Below are 19,808 nucleotides of genomic sequence, written 5' to 3'. Positions count from 1 at the left end.
GGTCAGTGGCAGGGGAAGCCGAGGAGGTGGCGCGCATCGTGCACGAATTCGTGCACATGCGTGTCGCTGCCGAACACCGACACGGCACCCTGATCGACGCCGACGAAGTAAATCGCCATCAACGCCAGGAAAGCGGTTGCCGCCAACCAGAGCGCGGCACTTGCCGCCGACAAATCAATCGAGCGACTGCCGGTCGTCTCGGTACTGGACACTGTTGACTCCTTCTGGGAATGACGCGTCCCACTTGGGTGACGGGTTGCGGGTCTGACTTTTCACAGTGGCGCGACCGTTCTGGAATTTCACCAGATTCCGTTGCCCGTCGTTAACAGTCGTCAGTCTAATCTGACGCGGCGGCCGAACAAACAACAATCACTGCGCAGGCCCGCCACCGTAGCCGAGCTGGCTGGCCGTGTACTTCGCCCCGTCCGTGACCGGGACCGCCTCCACGGCAGTGCCGTAGGCACAGATCTCGGTCCAGACGTCGCCGATTTCGGTGGTGTCGAATCGCATCGCGACGATCGCGTTGCCGCCGCGGTTGCGCGCCTCGGAGATCAGCCGGCCCATCGCCTCGTTGCGGCTCTCGGCCAGATTTTTGGTCATCCCCTGTAGCTCCCCGCCGAACATCGCCTTGAAGCCGGCGCCCATCTGGGAGAACGCATTTCGCGATCGAACGGTCAGCCCGAACACTTCGCCGCAGACACGCCGAATCTCCCAGCCCGGAAGGTCATTGGTGGTCACGATCAGCACAGGTAAGCCCCTTAGTCCTCAGCACAGCAAAACGGGTGGTTAGTCCGGTCAGAGACTAACCACCCGTTTGCTGTAGTGCTACGGGTTCTCGGGGGCGGCGTGCGCTCCGGCTTTCTGCAGCTCCGACTCGGCCGGCGGCTTGCGCGCTCCGGTGAACGTGAACACCGCGTCCTCGCCGGTGCCCTCGCCGTCCCAGTTGTCCACGTCGACGGTGACGACCTGGCCGGGTCCGACCTCGTCGAAGAGGATCTTCTCCGAGAGCTGGTCCTCGATCTCGCGCTGGATGGTGCGCCGCAGCGGGCGAGCACCCAGCACCGGGTCGAAACCGCGCTTGGCCAGCAACGACTTGGCCTTGTCGGTCAGGTCCAGGGCCATGTCCTTGCCCTTGAGCTGGTTGGCGACCCGGCCGATCATCAGGTCGACCATCTGGATGATCTCGTCGCGAGTCAGCTGGTGGAAGACGATGATGTCATCGATGCGGTTGAGGAACTCAGGGCGGAAGTGCTTCTTCAGCTCGTCGTTGACCTTCTGCTTCATCCGCTCGTAGTCGTTCTCGCCGCCACCCTGGGTGAAGCCCAGGCCGACCGGCTTGCTGATGTCCGACGTACCGAGGTTGGACGTGAAGATCAGCACGGTGTTCTTGAAGTCGACCGTGCGGCCCTGCCCGTCGGTGAGCCGGCCATCCTCGAGGACCTGCAACAGGCTGTTGTAGATCTCCTGGTGTGCCTTCTCGATCTCGTCGAACAGCACCACGGAGAACGGCTTGCGGCGCACCTTCTCGGTGAGCTGGCCGCCCTCTTCGTAGCCGACGTATCCCGGCGGGGCACCGAACAGCCGCGACGCGGTGAAGCGGTCGTGGAACTCGCCCATGTCGATCTGGATGAGCGCGTCGTCGTCGCCGAACAAGAAGTTGGCCAGCGCCTTGGACAGCTCGGTCTTACCGACACCGGACGGGCCGGCGAAGATGAACGAGCCGGACGGCCGCTTGGGGTCTTTCAGCCCGGCGCGGGTGCGGCGGATCGCCTTGGACACGGCCTTGACCGCATCCACCTGGCCGATGATCCGCTTGTGCAGCTCGTCCTCCATGCGCAGCAGCCGGGTCGTCTCCGCTTCGGTGAGCTTGAACACCGGGATGCCGGTCCAGTTGCCCAGCACTTCGGCGATCTGCTCGTCGTCGACCTCGGCGACCACGTCGAGATCGCCTGAGCGCCACTGCTTTTCACGCTCAGTCCGCTGGGCGACCAGAGTCTTCTCCCGGTCGCGAAGGCTGGCGGCCTTCTCGAAGTCCTGGGCGTCGATCGCCGATTCCTTCTCCCGGCGCGCGTCGGCGATCTTCTCATCGAACTCACGCAGGTCTGGCGGAGCGGTCATCCGGCGGATGCGCATCCGGGCACCCGCCTCGTCGATCAGGTCGATCGCCTTGTCCGGCAAGAACCGGTCGTTGATGTAGCGGTCGGCCAGGGTGGCGGCGGCGACCATCGCGGAATCGGTGATCGAAACCCGGTGGTGTGCCTCGTAACGGTCGCGCAGGCCCTTGAGGATCTCGATGGTGTGCTCCACCGTCGGCTCCCCCACCTGCACCGGCTGGAAGCGGCGCTCCAGGGCGGCGTCCTTCTCGATGTACTTGCGGTACTCGTCGAGCGTGGTGGCGCCGATGGTCTGCAGCTCACCGCGGGCCAGCTTCGGCTTCAGGATCGAGGCGGCGTCGATCGCGCCCTCGGCGGCACCGGCACCCACCAGGGTGTGCAGCTCGTCGATGAACAGGATGATGTCGCCGCGGGTGTTGATCTCCTTGAGCACCTTCTTCAGGCGTTCCTCGAAGTCACCGCGGTAGCGGCTGCCCGCCACCAGCGATCCCAGGTCCAGCGTGTAGAGCTGCTTGTCCTTCAGCGTCTCGGGCACCTCGCCGTGCACGATGGCCTGCGCCAGACCCTCGACCACGGCGGTCTTGCCGACGCCGGGCTCACCGATCAGCACCGGGTTGTTCTTGGTGCGCCGGCTCAACACCTGCATCACCCGCTCGATTTCCTTCTCGCGGCCGATGACCGGGTCCAGCTTGCCTTCCATCGCGGCGGCCGTCAGGTTGCGCCCGAACTGGTCGAGCACCAACGACGTGGACGGGCTGCCCGACTCGCCGCCGCGGCCACCGGTGCCGGCCTCCGCGGCCTCCTTGCCCTGGTAGCCGCTCAGCAGCTGAATCACCTGCTGGCGCACCCGGGTCAACTCGGCGCCCAGCTTGACCAGCACCTGCGCGGCCACACCCTCACCCTCACGGATCAGGCCCAGCAAAATGTGTTCGGTGCCGATGTAGTTGTGGCCCAGCTGCAGCGCCTCGCGCAGGCTCAGCTCGAGAACCTTCTTGGCACGCGGGGTGAACGGGATATGCCCGGACGGGGCCTGCTGGCCCTGGCCGATGATCTCCTCGACCTGGCTGCGGACGCCTTCGAGGGAGATCCCAAGCGACTCCAGCGACTTCGCCGCGACGCCTTCACCTTCGTGAATCAGACCCAGCAGGATGTGCTCGGTGCCGATGTAGTTGTGGTTGAGCATCCGGGCCTCTTCTTGGGCCAGGACGACCACCCTGCGGGCACGGTCGGTAAATCTTTCGAACATCGGGTTACCTGCTCTCCCTCAACATCGGTACGTCATCGTTGTCGGCACAGCAGCCGACAGTGCGTACCTGCTGTCCACTGTAATGGTCGGCCCCTCAGGGTTCTAACCTTGCGGTGCCTTGCCGTTCGGGCCTGGCCGGCTCCGTCTGAGGAATCCCCCGTGAAGACGGAGCTATAGCTGAGGAAACGAGACAAACGATCAAATCGTTTCCCCCGAGCGCCGATGATCGTTTCGCCGCCAGCGAAAACAGAACCGGCGCCCAGGCCTTGCGACCGGGCGCCGGTAACACTTTGTTAGGTGGCTGCGTGGAATGCGTCGATCACGTCTGCCGGGATACGGCCGCGCGTCGACACATTGTGCCCGTTACGACGGGCCCATTCGCGGATCGCTGCGCTCTGCTCGCGGTCGATTGCCCCACGGCCGCGCCCCGTTCCGGAACGCCCCCGACGACGGCCCCCGACGCGGCGGCCGGCCGCCACCCACTGCTTCAGATCGCCGCGGAGTTTTGCGGCATTCTTCGTTGAAAGATCAATCTCATAGGTCACCCCGTCAAGCCCGAATTCGACGGTTTCGTCGGCGGCGCCTGCACCGTCGAAATCATCAACCAAGGTGACGGTGACTTTTTTCGCCATTAGCTTACCCTCGCGTTCTTCCTGAGCAGTTGCTGGGCAGTTTGGACCCACTCCCCGGTCACTAATCTGCCATATGTGCGCAGCATACTCAATCTGAGCAACGCGGAGTGTTCGGCTTTCAGCTGGAGTGCGGTCGAACAATCGGGAACAAAACTGTCTCTCTAATTGACAGGCCGGTCAAAGTCATCAACAACCGGTCGATACCCATTCCCGTTCCGGTGGTTGGCGGCATCCCATACTCGAGTGCGGTGAGAAAGTCTTCATCAAGCAGCATGGCCTCGTCGTCGCCGGCCGCCGCGGCGCGCGCTTGTTCGGCAAATCGTTCGCGCTGGACGACCGGATCGTTTAATTCCGAGTACCCGGTGGCCAGCTCAACTCCGCGCACATAGAGATCCCACTTCTCGGTCACACCCGGGATGCTGCGATGCTGGCGTGTCAAAGGTGTTGTCTCGACAGGGAAATCCTTGACAAACGTGGGCGCGGTCAAAGTGTTACCCACCGCGTGCTCCCACAGTTCCTCGACCAGCTTTCCATGCCCGTAGCCGCGGTCGTCGGGTATCTCGACGCCGAGGGTGTCCGCGATGGCGCGCAGCCGTTCGACCGTGGTCTGCGGCGTGATCTCTTCACCGAGCGCAGCGGACAACGACGGATACATTTGTATCGACGCCCATTCTCCGTCTATGTCGTAGACACTGCCATCTGGCAACGACAGTTGTCTGGTACCGATCGCCTCGTCGGCCACCTCTTGAATAAGCTCTCGTGTGACGACTGCCGAATCGTCATAGGTTCCGTAGGTCTGGTAGGTCTCCAACATCGAGAATTCCGGAGAATGTGTCGAATCAGAACCTTCGTTTCTGAACACCCGATTTAGCTCGAAGACCTTGTCGAATCCACCGACGATGCATCGCTTGAGGAACAGTTCCGGTGCGATCCTCAGGTAGAGATCGATGTCAAGTGCATTGGAATGTGTGATGAACGGCCGAGCCGCCGCGCCGCCGGCCAACGTCTGCAAGATTGGCGTTTCGACTTCGAGAAACCCGCGCCGTTCCAGCGCGTTGCGTATGGCGCGGACAACGGCGATTCGCTGCCTCGCCACCTCGCGCGCTTGGGGGCGGACGATCAGGTCGACATAACGCTGCCGCACCCGTGATTCTTCGCTCATCTCCTTGTGCGCGACGGGCAGCGGCCGCAGCGATTTGGATGCGATGCGCCAGGAGCCGGCAAGGACGGACAATTCGCCGCGTCGTGAGCTGATCACGTTGCCGTGCACATAGACGATGTCGCCGAGGTCGACGTCGGCTTTCCACGCGTCCAGCGAATCCTGGCCGACCTTGTCGAGGCTGATCATTACCTGCAGCGTGGTGCCGTCACCGTCTTGCAGCGTGGCAAAACACAATTTGCCGGAATTGCGCGCGAATATGACCCGTCCCGCCACCCCGACGATGTCGTCGGTCGCGGTGTCGACCTCCAGGTCGGGGTGGGCGTCGCGGACCTGCGCCAGCGTGTGGGTGCGTTCAATGGCCACCGGGTAGGGGTCATGCCCCTCGTCCAACAGCCGAGCACGCTTGTCCCGGCGAATCCGGAACTGCTCGGGGAGGTCTTGATCGGGGGCACTCACGACGTGCCAGCTTAAAGGACTTCGCGGCGGGTCCGCCGCAGGCGTCGAGTGTGCGCTGCTGGCTTCGAGTGTGCGCCAGGGACGGCGACACGCCGTGGGCGGGCGCGGTGGTCTCACACTCGACGCCGAGGATTCACGCTCAACGCCGGCAAGAAAGGCCGGCGAGAAGCGCCGGCAGGAAAGTCAGCGCGCGGTCTTGAGCCGGCCGCGCTGCGCGTCGCGGTTGCGTTCGAAGACCAGCCGCAGCCCCTGCAGCGTCAGGTGCTGGTCGTAATGGGCGACGGTGTGCAGCTCGGACAGCAGCAACGGGGCGGTGTAGCCGGTCGCAACGACCATCACGTCGTCGCCGGAGAAGCCGTCGACGTCCTCGCGGATGCGGCCCACCAGGCCGTCGACCAATCCGGCGAAGCCGAACACCGCGCCCGCCTGCATGCATTCGACGGTGTTCTTGCCGACCACCGACCGGGGCCGGGACAGCTCGACTCGACGCAGCGCGGCCGAGCGGGCCGCGGCGGCATCCGAGGAGACCTGTATCCCGGGCGCGATGGCGCCGCCGAGGAACTCACCCTTGGCCGACACCACGTCCACGCAAATCGACGATCCGAAGTCGACGACGATGCAGGCCTTACCGAATTTGTTGAAGGCGGCCAGGCAGTTGACGATCCGGTCGGCGCCGACTTCCTTCGGATTGTCGACCAGCAGCGGGATCCCGGTCCGCACGCCGGGCTCGATCAGCACGTGCGGCACCGACGGCCAGTACTGGTCGAGCATGACCCGCACCTCGTGCAGCACCGACGGGACGGTGGACAGCGCCGCGGCCCCGGTCAGTCGCTCGGAGTCGTCGCCGATCAGGCCGTCGATGGTCAGCGCCAGTTCGTCCGCGGTGACCTCGGACTCGGTGCGGATCCGCCACTGCTGCACCACTTTTGCTTGGTCTTTGGCGCCGGACAGCAGCCCGACGACGGTGTGCGTGTTGCGGACGTCGATCGCCAGCAGCACGGCTATCGCGCGCCCATCCGGGGGTTCAGCAACTCGGCCGCATCGTCGGGCACGAATGCCGGATCGCTGCCCAGGTCGATCTGCTTGTTGTCGGCGTCGACGAAGACGATGCGCGGCTGATAGGCGCGCGCCTCGGCGTCCTCCATCGTCCCGTAGGCGATCAGGATCACCAGGTCGCCAGGGTGCACGAGATGTGCTGCGGCACCGTTGATTCCGATGATACCGGTGCCACGTTCGCCGGTGATCGCGTAGGTGACCAGCCGGGCGCCGTTATCGATGTCCACGATGGTCACCTGCTCGCCCTCCAGCAGGTCGGCCGCATCCATCAGGTCGGCGTCGATCGTCACCGAGCCGACGTAGTGCAAATCAGCCTGCATGACGGTGGCGCGGTGGATCTTCGATTTGAGCATCGTCCGAAACATCATTTCCTCCAAGGTGATTCATGATTGTCCGGCCCGACAGGTGCCGGCGTAGCTTCGACGTCGATGGCAATGTTGTCCAGCAGTCTGGTGCTGCCCAGCCGGGCGGCGATGAGCAGCCGGCCGGGCCGGCCGACCTGCGGTGGGCCGAGGTTTGCGTCGCGCAGCTCCAGGTAGTCGACGTCGATGTCCGGCGCCGCCGCGAGCACCGCGCGCGCCGCAGCCAGCGCGGCGCGTTCGCCCGCCCCGGCCGCATGTGCGCCGGCCAGCAGCGCCGCCGACAGCGTGGCCGCCAATTCGCGCTGGACCGGATCCAGGTAGCGGTTGCGCGACGACATCGCCAGCCCGTCGCCTTCCCGCACCGTCGGCACACCGACCACCTGCACCTCGAGATTCAAGTCGGCAGCCATCTGGCGGACCAGCACCAGTTGCTGGTAGTCCTTTTCGCCGAAGTAGACGCGGTCGGGCCGCACTATCTGCAGCAGCTTGCACACGACGGTCAACATTCCACCGAAATGCGTTGGGCGCGCGGCCCCTTCGAGTTCGGCCGCCAGTGGACCGGGCTGCACGGTGGTGCGCATGCCGTCGGGATACATCGCCGAGGCGGTCGGGGCGAACACGATGTCCACACCTTCACCGCGCAGCAGCGCCAGGTCGTCGTCGAGGGTGCGCGGGTAGGCGTCGAGGTCTTCTCCGGCGCCGAATTGCAAGGGATTCACGAAGATCGAAACCGCGACCACCGAGCCGGGTACCCGCTTGGCCGCACGCACCAGGGAGAGGTGGCCCTGATGCAGCGCGCCCATCGTCGGCACCAACATCACCCGGCGGCCGGTGTGCCGCAGCGCCCGGGTGACCTCGCTGACTTCACGCGGCGCCGAATACACGTTGAGTTCGCCCGCGTTGAACTTGCGAGCCGTCTTCGCGTTCATCGCGCAAGCACCTCGACGACATCGTCCGGGGCATGCGCGCGCTGCGCGGTCCGCAGCGCATTGACCCGGTAGGCCTGGGCCAGTTCCGGGTCGACCCGCGTCAGCGCGTCCAGATGCGCGGCGACCGCGGCGGCATCGCCGCGGGCAACCGGACCGGTCAGCGCGGCCTGCCCGCGCTGCAGTGTGTTCTCCAGCGCCGCCCGGGCCAGCGGCCCGATGATGCGCTCGGCAAGCCCGCCGGGCTGCTCGTCGATGGTCTGTTGCCCGAGCAGTTCGCTGCCCCGCAGCGCGGCCCGTAACGCGTCGAGCGCGTCGGCGAGCACCGCGACGATGTGGTTGCCCGCGTGGGCCAGGGCGGCGTGGTAGAGGACGCGGTCGTCCTCGCGCACGCAGAACGGCTCACCGCCCATCTCCAGGACCAGCGACTGCCCGATCGCGTGGCCGACGTCGTCGGCCGCGGTGATGCCGAAGCAGGTGTCCGGCAGCCGGCTGATGTCCTCGTCGGAGCCGGTGAACGTCATCGCCGGGTGAATCGCCAGCGGGATGCAGCCGTGCTGCGTCAGCGGCCCCAGAATGCCGACGCCGTTGGCGCCCGATGTGTGCACGACGATCGTGCCGGGCCGCACCGCCGAGGTCGCGGCCAGCCCGGAGACCAGGCCGGTGAGTTCGCTGTCGGGGACCGCCAACAGCAGCAGCTCGGCGGCCGCGGCGACGTCGGGCGGCGAGGCCACCGTGGTGTCGGGTAGCCGATGGGCGGCCCGCTGGCGCGACGCATGAGAGATGGCGCTGCACGCCACCACGACGTGCTCAGCGCGCTCCAGCGCGACACCCAGGGCGGTACCCACCCGGCCAGCCGAAATGATCCCTACCTTGAGCCTGGCCGGGCGCAAACCGTCGAACTGCTCCATCGCAGACGACCTCGCATCGTTGATTCGTTCGTTCCAGTCCCACCTCGTGGGTACCGGACGGTCACTAAGACTGTAATCGATCGGCGACTCAGTCCCAATGTGAGGAAGCTCCCAGCTCAGCCTTCCCGGCGGCGACGCCGGCCACCGCCGGACGGCTGCACCTGCAGCCGTGCCAGCAGGTCGGCAACCGACTGACCGCCGGTTTGCGGGCCTTCGCCGCCGTCCAAGCCCTCATCCGGACCGAGGTGGCGGGGAGCCGGCTCCAGGTGTGGGGCGGGAGACAGTCGTGGTGGCGGTGGCTCCGCGTCTTGCGGTGCCTGCCCGGGGTGGGGGGGCGGCGCGGTCGCGGCGGCAGGCGGCGCGCCGGGCTCGTTCGGCGAGATGAAGTTGCGGACGCTGTAGTCCCGGTACTCCGCGGAGTGCCGCGAGCGCGCCCGCCGGCCGGATTCGCCGGGTTGCGGCGGTTCGTTCTCCGCGGGCGGGCCGTCGAACTGCTCCTCGGGATCGGCGTGCCGGCGCCGGCGCCCGCCCGACGACGGGGCAACCTGGGCCGCAGGCGCATCGCCGCCGGTCCAGCTGCTGCCTTGCGCGCCCGGGGGCAGCCACAGCCCGTCGGCGTTGACCGGCTGCCAGTCCGGCCGCGGCGGTGGCACCGGCTGCCAGTGCTGGGGCTCGAATCGCTGGTCGGCCTCGGCCGGAGCCGGCATCGGCGGGGGCACATATGGCGGGGCCTCGGGATATTGGACCTGCTGGGGCGGCGGGTAGGCGGCCTCCTGCTGGCCCTCGTATTGGAACCGTCGCGGGCGTGGCGGGAGCAGCGGTTCTTCGGGCACATCGATGATCGCGGACTCGTCGGTGCGGGGTTCGGACGAGCTGACCGAGGCACCCTCGCGCACCGACGTGACGCGGTCGCTGGTCACCCAGTCGGCCCCGGAGCCTTCGCCGTTGCGGTCCCAGTCGCTGTAGGCGCGGGCGTGCGGCGTGTCGGTCTCCAGGGTCTCCAGCGCGGGCCGCTGCTCGAGATCGGTGTCGAACAAGATTTCCAGGCTGGTCCGCAGCGCGACCACCTCCGCACGCAGCGCGGCCAGATCGTCGGCTGCCTGGGCGCGGATCTCGGAGGCCAGCTCGCGGCGCAACTGGGATTCGACGGTCAGTTCATACTCACGACGCGCCGAAATCTCCCGATCCAGCTGCAAGTCGTAGACCAATTTCAGGTCGCGCACCCGCGACTGGTCGGCGTCGCTTTGCCGGCGATACAGCACCGACACGAAGGCACCGGCGACTGCGGCCCACAGCGCCAGGATCACAGCGAGCTTGAGAAGTTCCACGCGATTGGTGAAAACCAGTGCGGAACTGGCCCCTATTGCGAGGACCAGCAACGCCGTCAAGAGCACCCACCCCGGCCTGCGGCCGCCGCGCCGTACCCGGGCGCCGCGGGACAGAACGGTCATGGCCTGACAATACCTGTGCGACGTCACTGAGCGTGTCGCGCGCCTCCGGCGATTCTCACCTGGGTTAATTCGGCGATTGATCGCCGTTAATCGGCCCGTGGTTCTGGCGGGCCCGCAGTTGTGGTCCGCAACCTCGCCGGGCGCGCTAGCTTTCCGCCCCCTCGGCTCCGTCGGCGTGATCGGTCTGGTCCGGCGGGGACTTGCAACAAGCCTGCAACCACAGCGCCGCGACCAACAGCGCCAGCGCGCTGACGGCGGCCACCACCGTTCCGGTGGTGTCCTCCGCGGCGACCCGCAGCCAGGATCGGCGCGGCAGGAAAAACACCAGGATCCCGATCCACCAACCCAGGACCAGGGCGCCCACCCAGGCCGAGGCCTTGGCGACCATCACGCTGCGGGCCACCGCGAGCGGATGCAGCCAGCCAGGTCCGTCACCGATTTCCCCGTCATTGATCTTGGCCCGGACGTAGCGCGCCCACAGCGCCTCGGCGATGGCGACCGCGAGCAGCGACATACCGGTCCACACCGTGATCGGCGGAAACCACCGGAACAGCACCTTGATCAGCAGATATCCCAGAAACGCGGCACCCACCACCGCGGCCGTGAGGTCACGTTTCCGGGTCGGCCCCATCAGCTCTTCGATTCCCGCTCGAGCATCAGACCGGACCGCCGCACACTTGCCCGGTCGGCCGGCTCCAGCTCGGTCACCAGGCGGGCGACGGGCCGCGGCCCCCCGGCCACCGTCAGCTGGGCATCCGGGTCGATGTCCAGCCACGGGATCATGACGAAGGCCCGCAGATGGGCCAGCGGGTGCGGCAGGGTCAGGTTGTTTTCGAGGCTGAGCACTTCTCCGTCAGCCGAGTGACAGGCGATCAGGTCCACGTCCAGGGTGCGCGGGCCCCAGCGCTCGCCACGAATCCGGCCCGCGGCCTGCTCGAACTCCTGTGCCCGGCGCAGCCAGCCCTGCCCGTCGAGGGCCGGGTCGTCGGCAATCAGCACCGCATTGAGGAACGGCCCCTGCTCCAGGCCGCCCCACGGGGCCGTCTCGTACACGGGTGAGACCGCGAGCAGCGCGTCACCGAGCCCGTCGACGACCGACTGCAACCGGGCCAGCCGGTCCCCGATGTTGGAGCCGATGGACAGCACGACGCGCGTCATCACACTCCGCCCGCGGGAATCACCGAACCGCGACCGCCGCGCCGCGACCGCCGGATCACCACCGCCACGTCGGCGAACTGCTGCTCGATCGGGGCATGCGGCTTGTGCACCGTGACCTCGACGGCATGCACGCGTTCGTCGTCCATCACGAAATCGGCGATCTCGGCCCCCACCGTCTCGATCAGATTCCGTGCGGGGCCCGCGACGATGGCGGCGGCCCGCTCGGCCAGGGCAACGTAGTCGTGGGTGTCGGCCAAATCGTCGCTGGCGGCGGCGTCGACCAGATCGATCCACGCCACGATGTCGACGACGAACTCCTGCCCATTGATCCGCTCGAATTCGTAGACTCCGTGTCGGCCTTGAACTGTCAAGCCGCGCAACTCGATTCGATCAGCCATCGTTTTCAGTCCGCTCCGTCTGGGTCCACGCGCCCACGACCTTGAGGGCGTCGACCGAGGCCCGCACATCGTGCACTCGCACGCCCCAGGCCCCGTAGAGGGCGGCCAGCGCGGAAATCACCGCGGTCGCTGTCTCGCGCCCGTCGGGCGGTCGCGGCGACCCATCCGATCCGGCCAACAGCGTACCGAGGAACCGTTTACGCGAGGCACCCAGGAGCACCGGCACCCCGGTGGCCACCAACTCGGGCAAGGAATGCAGCAACGCCCAATTGTGTTGTCCCGTCTTGGCGAATCCCAACCCGGGGTCGATGACCAGCTTCGCCGGATCGACACCGGCATGCACCGCGTCGTCGACGCTGGCCAGCAATTCCGAACGCACCTCGGCCACTACGTCGCGGTAGTGCGGGGCCTCGTGCGGACGGTCGGACGACACCGACCGCCAATGCATCAACACCCACCGCACTCCGGCTTCGGCCACCAGCGGCGCCATCGCGGGATCGGCCCGTCCACCGGACACGTCGTTGACGATCCGCGCGCCGCTCTGCAGCGCCGCGCGCGCGACGTCCGCGTGCATGGTGTCGATGCTGACGGTAACACCTTGCGCCGCAAGTTCTTTGACAACGGGGACGACTCGGGAGCTCTCGACCCGGGGGTCGATCCGGGTGGCACCGGGCCGGGTCGACTCCCCGCCGACGTCGACGATTGCCGCGCCATCGGCGGCCAGGGCCAGGCCGTGCGCGACGGCGTTGTCAACACTGAGGTAGCGCCCACCGTCCGAGAATGAGTCGTCAGTGACGTTCACAACCCCGACAACCTGCACAGGCGGCGAACTCACTTACGCAGAATGAGGTCGAGCGCTTCGGCTCGTGATGCAGCATCGGTTTTGAATTGCCCGCGCACCGCCGAGGTCGTGGTGATCGCGCCGGGCTTACGCACACCGCGCATCGCCATGCACAAATGCTCGGCCTCGACCACGACGATCACCCCGCGGGGGTCGAGCCGGTTCACCAGCGCGTCGGCGATCTGACTGGTGAGCCGCTCTTGAACCTGCGGCCGCTTGGCGTAGAGGTCAACCAGCCGCGCGATTTTCGACAACCCGGTCACCCGGCCGTCCTTACCGGGGATGTAGCCGACGTGGGCCACGCCGTGGAACGACACCAGGTGATGCTCACACGTGGAGTACAAGGGAATTTCCTTGACGATCACCAACTCGTCGTGCTCTTCGTCGAACATGGTGTTGAGCACATCGGAGGGGTCGGTGTAGAGGCCGGAGAATATTTCCCGGTATGCGCGAGCGACGCGGGCGGGAGTGTCCCGCAAACCCTCTCGCTCCGGGTCTTCGCCGATCGCGTACAGCAGCTCGCGAACGGCCGCCTCCGCGCGTGCCTGATCGAACGCCCGTGCGCCGTTGGACGCGGTGCGGGTATCCGGCAGCACCATCGAATTCTCCGTTCGTCAGCCCCGGGCCGGCGGGTTGGGCCGGCTTACGTCTTCATCCGGTTGGTCAGGCGATTTTCCCGGATCCGAACTGGGCTGCGCAGGCGGGGGGTACGGCGGATACGGCGGGTAGGACGGCTGAGCCTGGCCCTGCCCCGGGCCCCGACTCGGCTGGCCCGGATAACTCGGGGCCGGCTGGGGCCAATACGGCTGTGGCGGAGGCGGATACCAGTGCCCTTGGGGTTGCTGCTGCGGTGGCGGCGGCCATCCGGGCGCATACCAGCCCGCCGGAGCGCCGTAGTCCGGCTGGGTGGGACGGTTCGGCGAACCCTCGCGATCGCCGGCCGCCTGACCGCCGTGAGAACCGTTGGGGCCGTGGGCTCTTCTGTCGGCCTCCGCGCGCGCGGCCTCGGCGGCCTGGCTGGCCGCCGCGATCGCGGCTTTGAAAGCCGGCTCGGGGACCGGCTGCGGCCACGGCTCGCCGCGCTCGATCGCCAGCTCGCCGGGCGTCTTGATCGGCGGCTTGTCCGACGGGATGCGGCCGCCGAAATCGTCGAACACCGTGAGCCGGGGGCGCTTTTCGACGTCGGCGAAGATCTTCTCCAGCTCGGGCCGGTGCAGGGTTTCTTTCTCCAGCAGCTCGCCGGCCAACGTGTCGAGCACATCGCGGTATTCGGTCAGGATTTCCCAGGCCTCGGTGTGCGCGGCCTCGATGAGCTTGCGGATTTCGTCGTCGATGTCGCGGGCGACCTCGTGGGAATAATCCGCCTGGTTGCCCATCGTCCGGCCCAGGAACGGGTCGCCGTGCTCGGAGCCGTATTTGACGGCGCCCAGCTTCGAGCTCATGCCGAATTCGGTGACCATCGCGCGTGCGGTCTTGGTGGCCTGCTCGATGTCGGACACCGCGCCGGTCGTCGGCTCGCGAAAGACCAGTTCCTCAGCGGCCCGCCCACCCATCGCGAACACCAGCTGCGCGACCATCTCCGAGCGGGTGCGCAGGCCCTTGTCCTCCTCGGGCACCGCGACGGCATGCCCGCCGGTGCGGCCGCGGGCCAGGATCGTCACCTTGTAGACGGGGTCGATGTCGGGCATCGCCCAGGCGGCCAGGGTGTGCCCGCCTTCGTGATAGGCGGTGATCTTCTTCTCGTGCTCGCTGATGATCCGGCCCTTGCGGCGCGGTCCGCCGATCACGCGGTCCACCGCCTCTTCGAGGGCGGGCCCGGTGATGACGGTGCCGTTTTCCCGCGCGGTCAGCAGCGCGGCCTCGTTGATGACGTTGGCCAGGTCGGCGCCGGTCATGCCGACGGTGCGCTTGGCCAAGCCGTCGAGGTCGGCGTCCGGGGCGATCGGCTTGCCCTTGGAGTGCACGGCCAGCACCGCCCGCCGGCCCGCCAGGTCGGGGTTGGACACCGGGATCTGCCGGTCGAAGCGCCCCGGGCGCAGCAGCGCCGGGTCCAGAATGTCGGGCCGGTTGGTCGCGGCGATGAGAATGACGCCCGCGCGGTCGCCGAAGCCGTCCATCTCGACCAGCAGCTGGTTCAGCGTCTGCTCGCGCTCGTCGTGGCCACCACCCAGGCCGGCGCCGCGCTGGCGGCCCACCGCGTCGATCTCGTCGACGAAAATGATGCACGGGCTGTTTTGTTTTGCCTGCTCAAAAAGGTCGCGCACCCGGGAGGCACCGACACCGACGAACATCTCGACGAAATCGGAGCCCGAGATGGTGAAGAACGGCACCCCGGCCTCACCGGCCACGGCGCGGGCCAGCAACGTCTTGCCGGTTCCCGGCGGCCCATAGAGCAGCACGCCCTTGGGGATCTTGGCGCCCAGCGCTTGATACCGCGCCGGGTTCTGCAGGAAGTCCTTGATCTCGTAGAGCTCCTCGACCGCCTCGTCGACGCCGGCGACGTCGGCGAACGTGGTCTTCGGCATGTCCTTGGAGAGCTGCTTGGCGCGCGATTTGCCGAAGCCGAAGCCCATCCGGGCGCCGCCCTGCATGCGCGAGAACATCACGAACAGCCCGACCAGCAACAGCAGGGGCAGCACGTAAACCAGCAGCTCGCCCAGGATGCTGCCTTCGTTGACGACGGTGGCGACCTTGGCGTTCTTCGCGTTCAGCGCGTTGAACAGGTCGACCTGATAGCCGTTGGGGTATTTGGTGATGACCTTGTCGGAGTTGTCGGTGTCGTTGTTGCCCTTCTTCAGGGTCAACCGCAGTTGCTGCTCACGATCGTCGATCTGCGCGCTCTTGACGTTGTCGCCGCTGATCTGGGACATCGCCACCGAGGTGTCGACGGGCTTGTATCCGCGGGTGTCATCGCTGAAATAGAAGAACGACCAGCCGAGCAGCACCACTACAGCGATCGCCGTGACTATGCGAATCACGTTTTTCCGGTTCATCAAGCATCGGCCATTTCGGCCAGGTCCTTCCCCGATACACGCAGCTGGAAAAGTTCAGGCTACCGCTACTGGCGATCGCCAGCTCCGGCAGAGCCGGGGCGCAGCGGGTCGCCAGCATCCTGCACAGACAACGAGCGGCGGTTCCCGATAGGACCTAGAGCACCGCAAATTGAGTTCGGGGACGCCTCGGGTTGGGAGAACCCACACTGGCATGACACCGCGCAGCCGTGATCGCGCGCGCTAGTCGTAGTAGCGGGCCTCGAGGACATTGCCGTCCGGATCGGAGAAGTAATACGTTTGCGGTGCTGATCCCTGGGCTCCGTAGCTGTTGTGCAACCGCACGCTGGTGTCGATACCTTCGGCCTGCAAACGCTGATCCAGTTCCTCGTACTCGGACTTCTCGAGGGCAAAGCACACGTGATTGACGGGATGGCCGGCACTGTTTTCGGCCACTGTGGCCGATGCCGCGCCACCGGCGGCCAGCGTCACGGGCATCAGGTCGATAATCGAGTCCTCAGATACACGCACACTCGGAAACGGCGCTTCGCCCGCCTCAAACTCGCCATAGCGAAGCGGAGTAAGCCCCACCACTCGCGAGTAGAAGTCCATCGCGACTCGAGGATCCTTCGTCCACAGCACGACATGGTCTAGGCGCCTCATCCCTGACCCTCCATTTCTTTCGCTTCTGGTGTCCGCGCGATATCTACCAGACACCCTTCTCAGGCTAGAGGTGTTGTGATTTGGTGAGATGGTGCCCAGCTCAACCGAACGGTTAGTAGAGACCAACGGGGTGCGCCTGCGCGTCGTCGAAGCCGGCGACCGCGGCGCGCCGGTGGTGGTCTTGGCCCACGGCTTTCCCGAATTGGCCTACTCGTGGCGCCACCAAATTCCAGTGCTCGCCGCGGCCGGCTATCACGTACTGGCTCCCGACCAGCGCGGGTACGGCGGATCCTCGCGTCCCGAGGCGATCGACGCCTACAACATCCGTCAGCTGACCGCCGACATCGTCGGCTTGCTCGACGACGTCGGCGCCGAGCGAGCCGTCTGGATCGGCCACGACTGGGGCGCCCCGGTGGTATGGCACGCGCCGCTGCTGCATCCGGACCGAGTCGCGGCCGTCGCCGCCCTCAGCGTGCCGCCGACGCCCCGATCGCAGACCGCGCCGACGCAGGCCTGGCGCAACATATTTGGTGAAAACTTCTTCTACATCCTGTATTTCCAGGAGCCCGGCGTCGCCGACGCCGAACTCAACAGCGATCCCGCCCGCGCGATCCGCCGCTTGCTGGGCGGTCTGCGAACCGACGGTGACCAGGCCGCGGGGATGCGGATGGCGGCACCCGGCCCCGAAGGTTTCATCGATCGCCTCCCCGAACCCGACGCGCTGCCGGACTGGATAAGCCAGGACGAGCTCGACCACTACATCACCGAATTCTCCCGCACCGGATTCACCGGCGGCCTGAACTGGTATCGCAATTTCGACCGCAACTGGGAGATCACCCCCGAACTCGCCGACGCGAAGATCTCGGTGCCGTGCTTGTTCATCGGTGGCACGGCCGATCCCGTTCTCGCCTTCACCCGCGCCGACCGCGCCGGCGAGGTCGTCTCCGGGCCGTACCGTCAGGTGATGCTCGAGGGCGCCGGACACTGGCTGCAACAAGAACGGCCCGACGAGGTCAACACCGCATTGCTGGAATTTCTCAACGGATTGGAGCTGCGGTGAACGCACCGCTTCGTTTCGGCGTCTTCATCACACCATTTCACCCGATCGGCCAATCCCCCACGGTCGCACTGGAATACGACATGGAGCGCGTCGTCGCGCTGGATCGGCTGGGGTTCGACGAAGCCTGGTTCGGTGAACACCACTCCGGTGGCTATGAGTTGATCGCCTGCCCGGAGGTATTCATCGCGGCCGCGGCGGAACGAACCAAACACATCCGGCTGGGCACCGGCGTGGTCTCGCTGCCCTACCACCATCCGTTGATGGTGGCCGACCGATGGGTGCTGCTCGACCACCTGACCCGCGGCCGGGTGATGTTCGGCACCGGCCCCGGTGCGCTGCCGTCGGACGCCTACATGATGGGCATCGACCCGGTCGATCAGCGGCACATGATGCAGGAGTCGCTCGAAGCGATCCTGGCGCTGTTCCGCGCCGGGCCCACCGAGCGCATCGACCGTCACACCGACTGGTTCACGTTGCGCGATGCGCAGCTGCACATCCGGCCGTACACCTGGCCCTATCCGGAAATCTCCACGGCGGCAATGATTTCGCCGTCCGGGCCGCGGTTGGCGGGCGCGCTGGGCACGTCACTGCTGTCACTGTCGATGTCGGTGCCCGGCGGCTTCGCCGCGCTGGAGACGACCTGGGACGTGGTGCGCGAGCAGGCCGCCAAAGTCGGGCGGGACGAGCCGAATCGGGCCGACTGGCGGGTGCTGTCCATCATGCACATCGCCGACAGCCGCGAGCAGGCGATCAACGACTGTACCTATGGGCTGCAGGATTTCGCCAACTACTTCGGCGCGGCCGGATTCGTCCCGCTGGCCAACACCGTCGAGGGCACGCAGACGCCCTACGAGTTCGTCGAAGACTATGCGGCCAAAGGGAATTGCTGCATCGGCACGCCCGACGATGCGATTGCACACATCAAGGACCTGCTGGATCGGTCGGGCGGCTTCGGGACACTGCTGATGCTCGGTCATGACTGGGCCTCTCCCGAAGCGACCTACCACTCCTATGACCTGATGGCCCGCAAGGTGATTCCACACTTCAAGGGACAGCTCGCGGCATCGCGGGCCTCGCACGACTGGGCCAAAGACCATCGCGACCAATTGATCGGCCGCGCCGGCGAGGCCGTCGTCAAAGCCATCACCGAGCACGTCGGCGAGCACGAAGGCGCGACGAACTGATGCGCGCCTCGGTGCTGCGCGACGGCCGGATGGTGTTGCGGGACGATCTGCCCGAGCCGGTGCCCGGCCCCGGTCAGGTGCTGGTCGCCGTGCGGTCGTGTGGAATCTGTGGGTCGGACCTGCATTTCGCCGCGCACGGGTCACAGGTGCTGGCGATGACCGAGCAGGCCGGCGCGGGGGCCGGTGGCCTCGCGGTCGACCTGAGCCGCGACATTTTCATGGGTCACGAATTCAGCGCCGAGATCCTCGAGGCCGGGCCCGATACCGAAACCCACCCGGCCGGAACCATGGTGACCTCACTGCCGATCCTGCTGTCCGCCAAGGGATTCGATCCGATCGTCTACAGCAACAGCACACTCGGCGGCTACGCCGAGCGGATGCTACTTTCCGCCCTGATGTTGATGCCCATTCCCAACGGGCTGGATCCCCGGCATGCCGCCCTGACCGAACCCATGTCGGTGGGGCTGCATGCCGTCAACAAATCGAATATCGAGCGCGGCGAAACGGCGCTGGTGATCGGCTGTGGCCCGATCGGCATCGCGATCATCGCGGCGCTGCGGGTTCGCGGCGTGGAAAGCATTGTGGCTGCCGATTTTTCACCGAAGCGGCGCGAGCTCGCCGCCGCGATGGGAGCGCATCAGGTGCTGGATCCGGCGCAGGGTTCACCGTTCGACTCCGTCAAGGCCAAGGTGGTGTTCGAAGCGGTCGGGGTGCCCGGGATCATCGACGACATCTTTCGGCGGGCGCGGCACGGGACCCGGCTGGTGGTGGCCGGGGTGTGCATGCAACCGGATGCCATGCACCCGTTCTTCGGTATTGCCAAAGAGATCAACGTGCAATTCGTGCTCGCGCAAACTCCCGAGGAATTCGCCGAATCGCTGCGCTCGCTGGCCGAGGGCGAGATCGATGTCAGCCCGATGATCACGGCGGAGGTGGGACTGGACGGGGTCGGCACGGCCTTCGACGACCTCGCCGACCCCGAGCGGCACTGCAAGATTCTCGTTACGCCGTAGGCGACTCGTTACGCCGTAGGGGGGCGGGCCGCACCCGAAAGGGTCAACTGAGCTTCGTCAGGGTGAACGGATCAGAATTCGTATCCGAGCTCGACGAAAGCCCGCAGGTACCCGCGGGCACGCTGTTCCACATTTCGCCGCGCAACGTAACCGCATCCCATGAATAGTGCGGAGCCGCGACACCC

At 66.6% G+C, this 19,808-nt stretch carries 20 protein-coding genes and 1 riboswitch; of the genes, 3 read left to right on the top strand and 17 right to left on the bottom strand.

Annotation, left to right across the window (positions count from 1 at the left end; genetic code table 11):
- Positions 1-2: 2 nt before the first annotated feature.
- The 17 genes from G6N55_RS19940 to G6N55_RS19860 form a co-directional block, all read right to left on the bottom strand.
- Positions 3-212: a CbtB domain-containing protein gene (locus tag G6N55_RS19940; RefSeq protein WP_085223275.1), complete on the bottom strand. Its 210-nt coding sequence runs from the start codon at positions 210-212 to the stop codon at positions 3-5.
- Positions 174-368, bottom strand: a riboswitch (cobalamin riboswitch). Its footprint overlaps the gene before it by 39 nt.
- A 1-nt stretch (position 369) precedes the next feature.
- A complete protein-coding gene (locus tag G6N55_RS19935) occupies positions 370-747 on the bottom strand; it encodes a YbjQ family protein (protein WP_085223273.1) in 378 nt (125 codons plus the stop codon).
- A 78-nt stretch (positions 748-825) separates the two neighbouring features.
- Entirely contained in the window at positions 826-3,360 is a 2,535-nt protein-coding gene (gene clpC1, locus G6N55_RS19930; RefSeq protein ID WP_085223271.1) for an ATP-dependent protease ATP-binding subunit ClpC, read from the bottom strand.
- Between the two features lie 293 nt (positions 3,361-3,653).
- Positions 3,654-3,992, bottom strand: coding sequence for a histone-like nucleoid-structuring protein Lsr2 (lsr2, locus tag G6N55_RS19925; protein WP_085223269.1), 339 nt, complete (start codon positions 3,990-3,992; stop codon positions 3,654-3,656).
- Positions 3,993-4,110: 118 nt separating this feature from the next.
- Entirely contained in the window at positions 4,111-5,610 is a 1,500-nt protein-coding gene (lysS, locus tag G6N55_RS19920; RefSeq protein ID WP_085223267.1) for a lysine--tRNA ligase, read from the bottom strand.
- A gap of 183 nt (positions 5,611-5,793) precedes the next feature.
- Positions 5,794-6,609: a type III pantothenate kinase gene (locus G6N55_RS19915; RefSeq protein ID WP_085223265.1), complete on the bottom strand. Its 816-nt coding sequence runs from the start codon at positions 6,607-6,609 to the stop codon at positions 5,794-5,796.
- A gap of 2 nt (positions 6,610-6,611) precedes the next feature.
- Positions 6,612-7,031, bottom strand: a complete 420-nt coding sequence (gene panD / locus G6N55_RS19910) for an aspartate 1-decarboxylase (RefSeq protein ID WP_085223263.1) — start codon at positions 7,029-7,031, stop codon at positions 6,612-6,614.
- The gene (gene panC / locus G6N55_RS19905) at positions 7,031-7,957 is read right to left on the bottom strand and encodes a pantoate--beta-alanine ligase (protein ID WP_085223261.1); all 927 of its coding nucleotides are present in this window, start codon (positions 7,955-7,957) and stop codon (positions 7,031-7,033) included. Before panC ends, panD begins: the two co-directional genes overlap by 1 nt.
- Positions 7,954-8,865, bottom strand: a complete 912-nt coding sequence (locus tag G6N55_RS19900; protein ID WP_085223259.1) for a Rossmann-like and DUF2520 domain-containing protein — start codon at positions 8,863-8,865, stop codon at positions 7,954-7,956. Before G6N55_RS19900 ends, panC begins: the two co-directional genes overlap by 4 nt.
- Positions 8,866-8,981: 116 nt before the next feature.
- Positions 8,982-10,316 (bottom strand): DUF6779 domain-containing protein, encoded by a 1,335-nt coding sequence (locus G6N55_RS19895; RefSeq protein WP_085223258.1) that lies wholly within the window; start codon positions 10,314-10,316, stop codon positions 8,982-8,984.
- A gap of 145 nt (positions 10,317-10,461) precedes the next feature.
- Complete coding sequence (locus tag G6N55_RS19890) at positions 10,462-10,947, bottom strand: DUF3180 domain-containing protein (RefSeq protein WP_085223256.1); 486 nt, start codon at positions 10,945-10,947, stop codon at positions 10,462-10,464.
- Positions 10,947-11,474 (bottom strand): 2-amino-4-hydroxy-6-hydroxymethyldihydropteridine diphosphokinase, encoded by a 528-nt coding sequence (gene folK / locus G6N55_RS19885; protein ID WP_085223255.1) that lies wholly within the window; start codon positions 11,472-11,474, stop codon positions 10,947-10,949. Before folK ends, G6N55_RS19890 begins: the two co-directional genes overlap by 1 nt.
- Positions 11,474-11,872: a dihydroneopterin aldolase gene (gene folB, locus G6N55_RS19880; protein ID WP_085223253.1), complete on the bottom strand. Its 399-nt coding sequence runs from the start codon at positions 11,870-11,872 to the stop codon at positions 11,474-11,476. The genes folK and folB overlap by 1 nt, the downstream gene beginning before the upstream one ends.
- Positions 11,865-12,707 carry a dihydropteroate synthase gene (gene folP / locus G6N55_RS19875; RefSeq protein ID WP_085223251.1) on the bottom strand — a complete coding sequence of 281 codons (843 nt, stop codon included), beginning with the start codon at positions 12,705-12,707 and terminating at the stop codon, positions 11,865-11,867. The genes folB and folP overlap by 8 nt, the downstream gene beginning before the upstream one ends.
- Entirely contained in the window at positions 12,704-13,312 is a 609-nt protein-coding gene (folE, locus tag G6N55_RS19870; protein ID WP_085223249.1) for a GTP cyclohydrolase I FolE, read from the bottom strand. Before folE ends, folP begins: the two co-directional genes overlap by 4 nt.
- Positions 13,313-13,327: 15 nt before the next feature.
- A complete protein-coding gene (ftsH, locus tag G6N55_RS19865) occupies positions 13,328-15,706 on the bottom strand; it encodes an ATP-dependent zinc metalloprotease FtsH (protein WP_085223248.1) in 2,379 nt (792 codons plus the stop codon).
- A gap of 240 nt (positions 15,707-15,946) precedes the next feature.
- Complete coding sequence (locus tag G6N55_RS19860; RefSeq protein WP_085223244.1) at positions 15,947-16,366, bottom strand: VOC family protein; 420 nt, start codon at positions 16,364-16,366, stop codon at positions 15,947-15,949.
- Positions 16,367-16,457: 91 nt separating this feature from the next.
- Between G6N55_RS19860 and G6N55_RS19855 the strand changes: the two genes are divergently transcribed.
- The 3 genes from G6N55_RS19855 to G6N55_RS19845 are packed head-to-tail and all read left to right on the top strand — an operon-like array spanning position 16,458 to position 19,623.
- Entirely contained in the window at positions 16,458-17,426 is a 969-nt protein-coding gene (locus G6N55_RS19855) for an alpha/beta fold hydrolase (RefSeq protein ID WP_139826924.1), read from the top strand.
- Positions 17,423-18,610, top strand: coding sequence for an LLM class flavin-dependent oxidoreductase (locus G6N55_RS19850; protein WP_085223242.1), 1,188 nt, complete (start codon positions 17,423-17,425; stop codon positions 18,608-18,610). The genes G6N55_RS19855 and G6N55_RS19850 overlap by 4 nt, the downstream gene beginning before the upstream one ends.
- Entirely contained in the window at positions 18,610-19,623 is a 1,014-nt protein-coding gene (locus G6N55_RS19845; RefSeq protein ID WP_085223240.1) for a zinc-binding dehydrogenase, read from the top strand. The genes G6N55_RS19850 and G6N55_RS19845 overlap by 1 nt, the downstream gene beginning before the upstream one ends.
- Positions 19,624-19,808: the final 185 nt, after the last annotated feature.

This window comes from Mycobacterium florentinum (genome assembly GCF_010730355.1).
GTDB classification, from domain to species: domain Bacteria; phylum Actinomycetota; class Actinomycetes; order Mycobacteriales; family Mycobacteriaceae; genus Mycobacterium; species Mycobacterium florentinum.
Note: the sequence above shows the minus strand (reverse complement) of the source record. Positions and strands in the feature narration are given on the sequence as shown.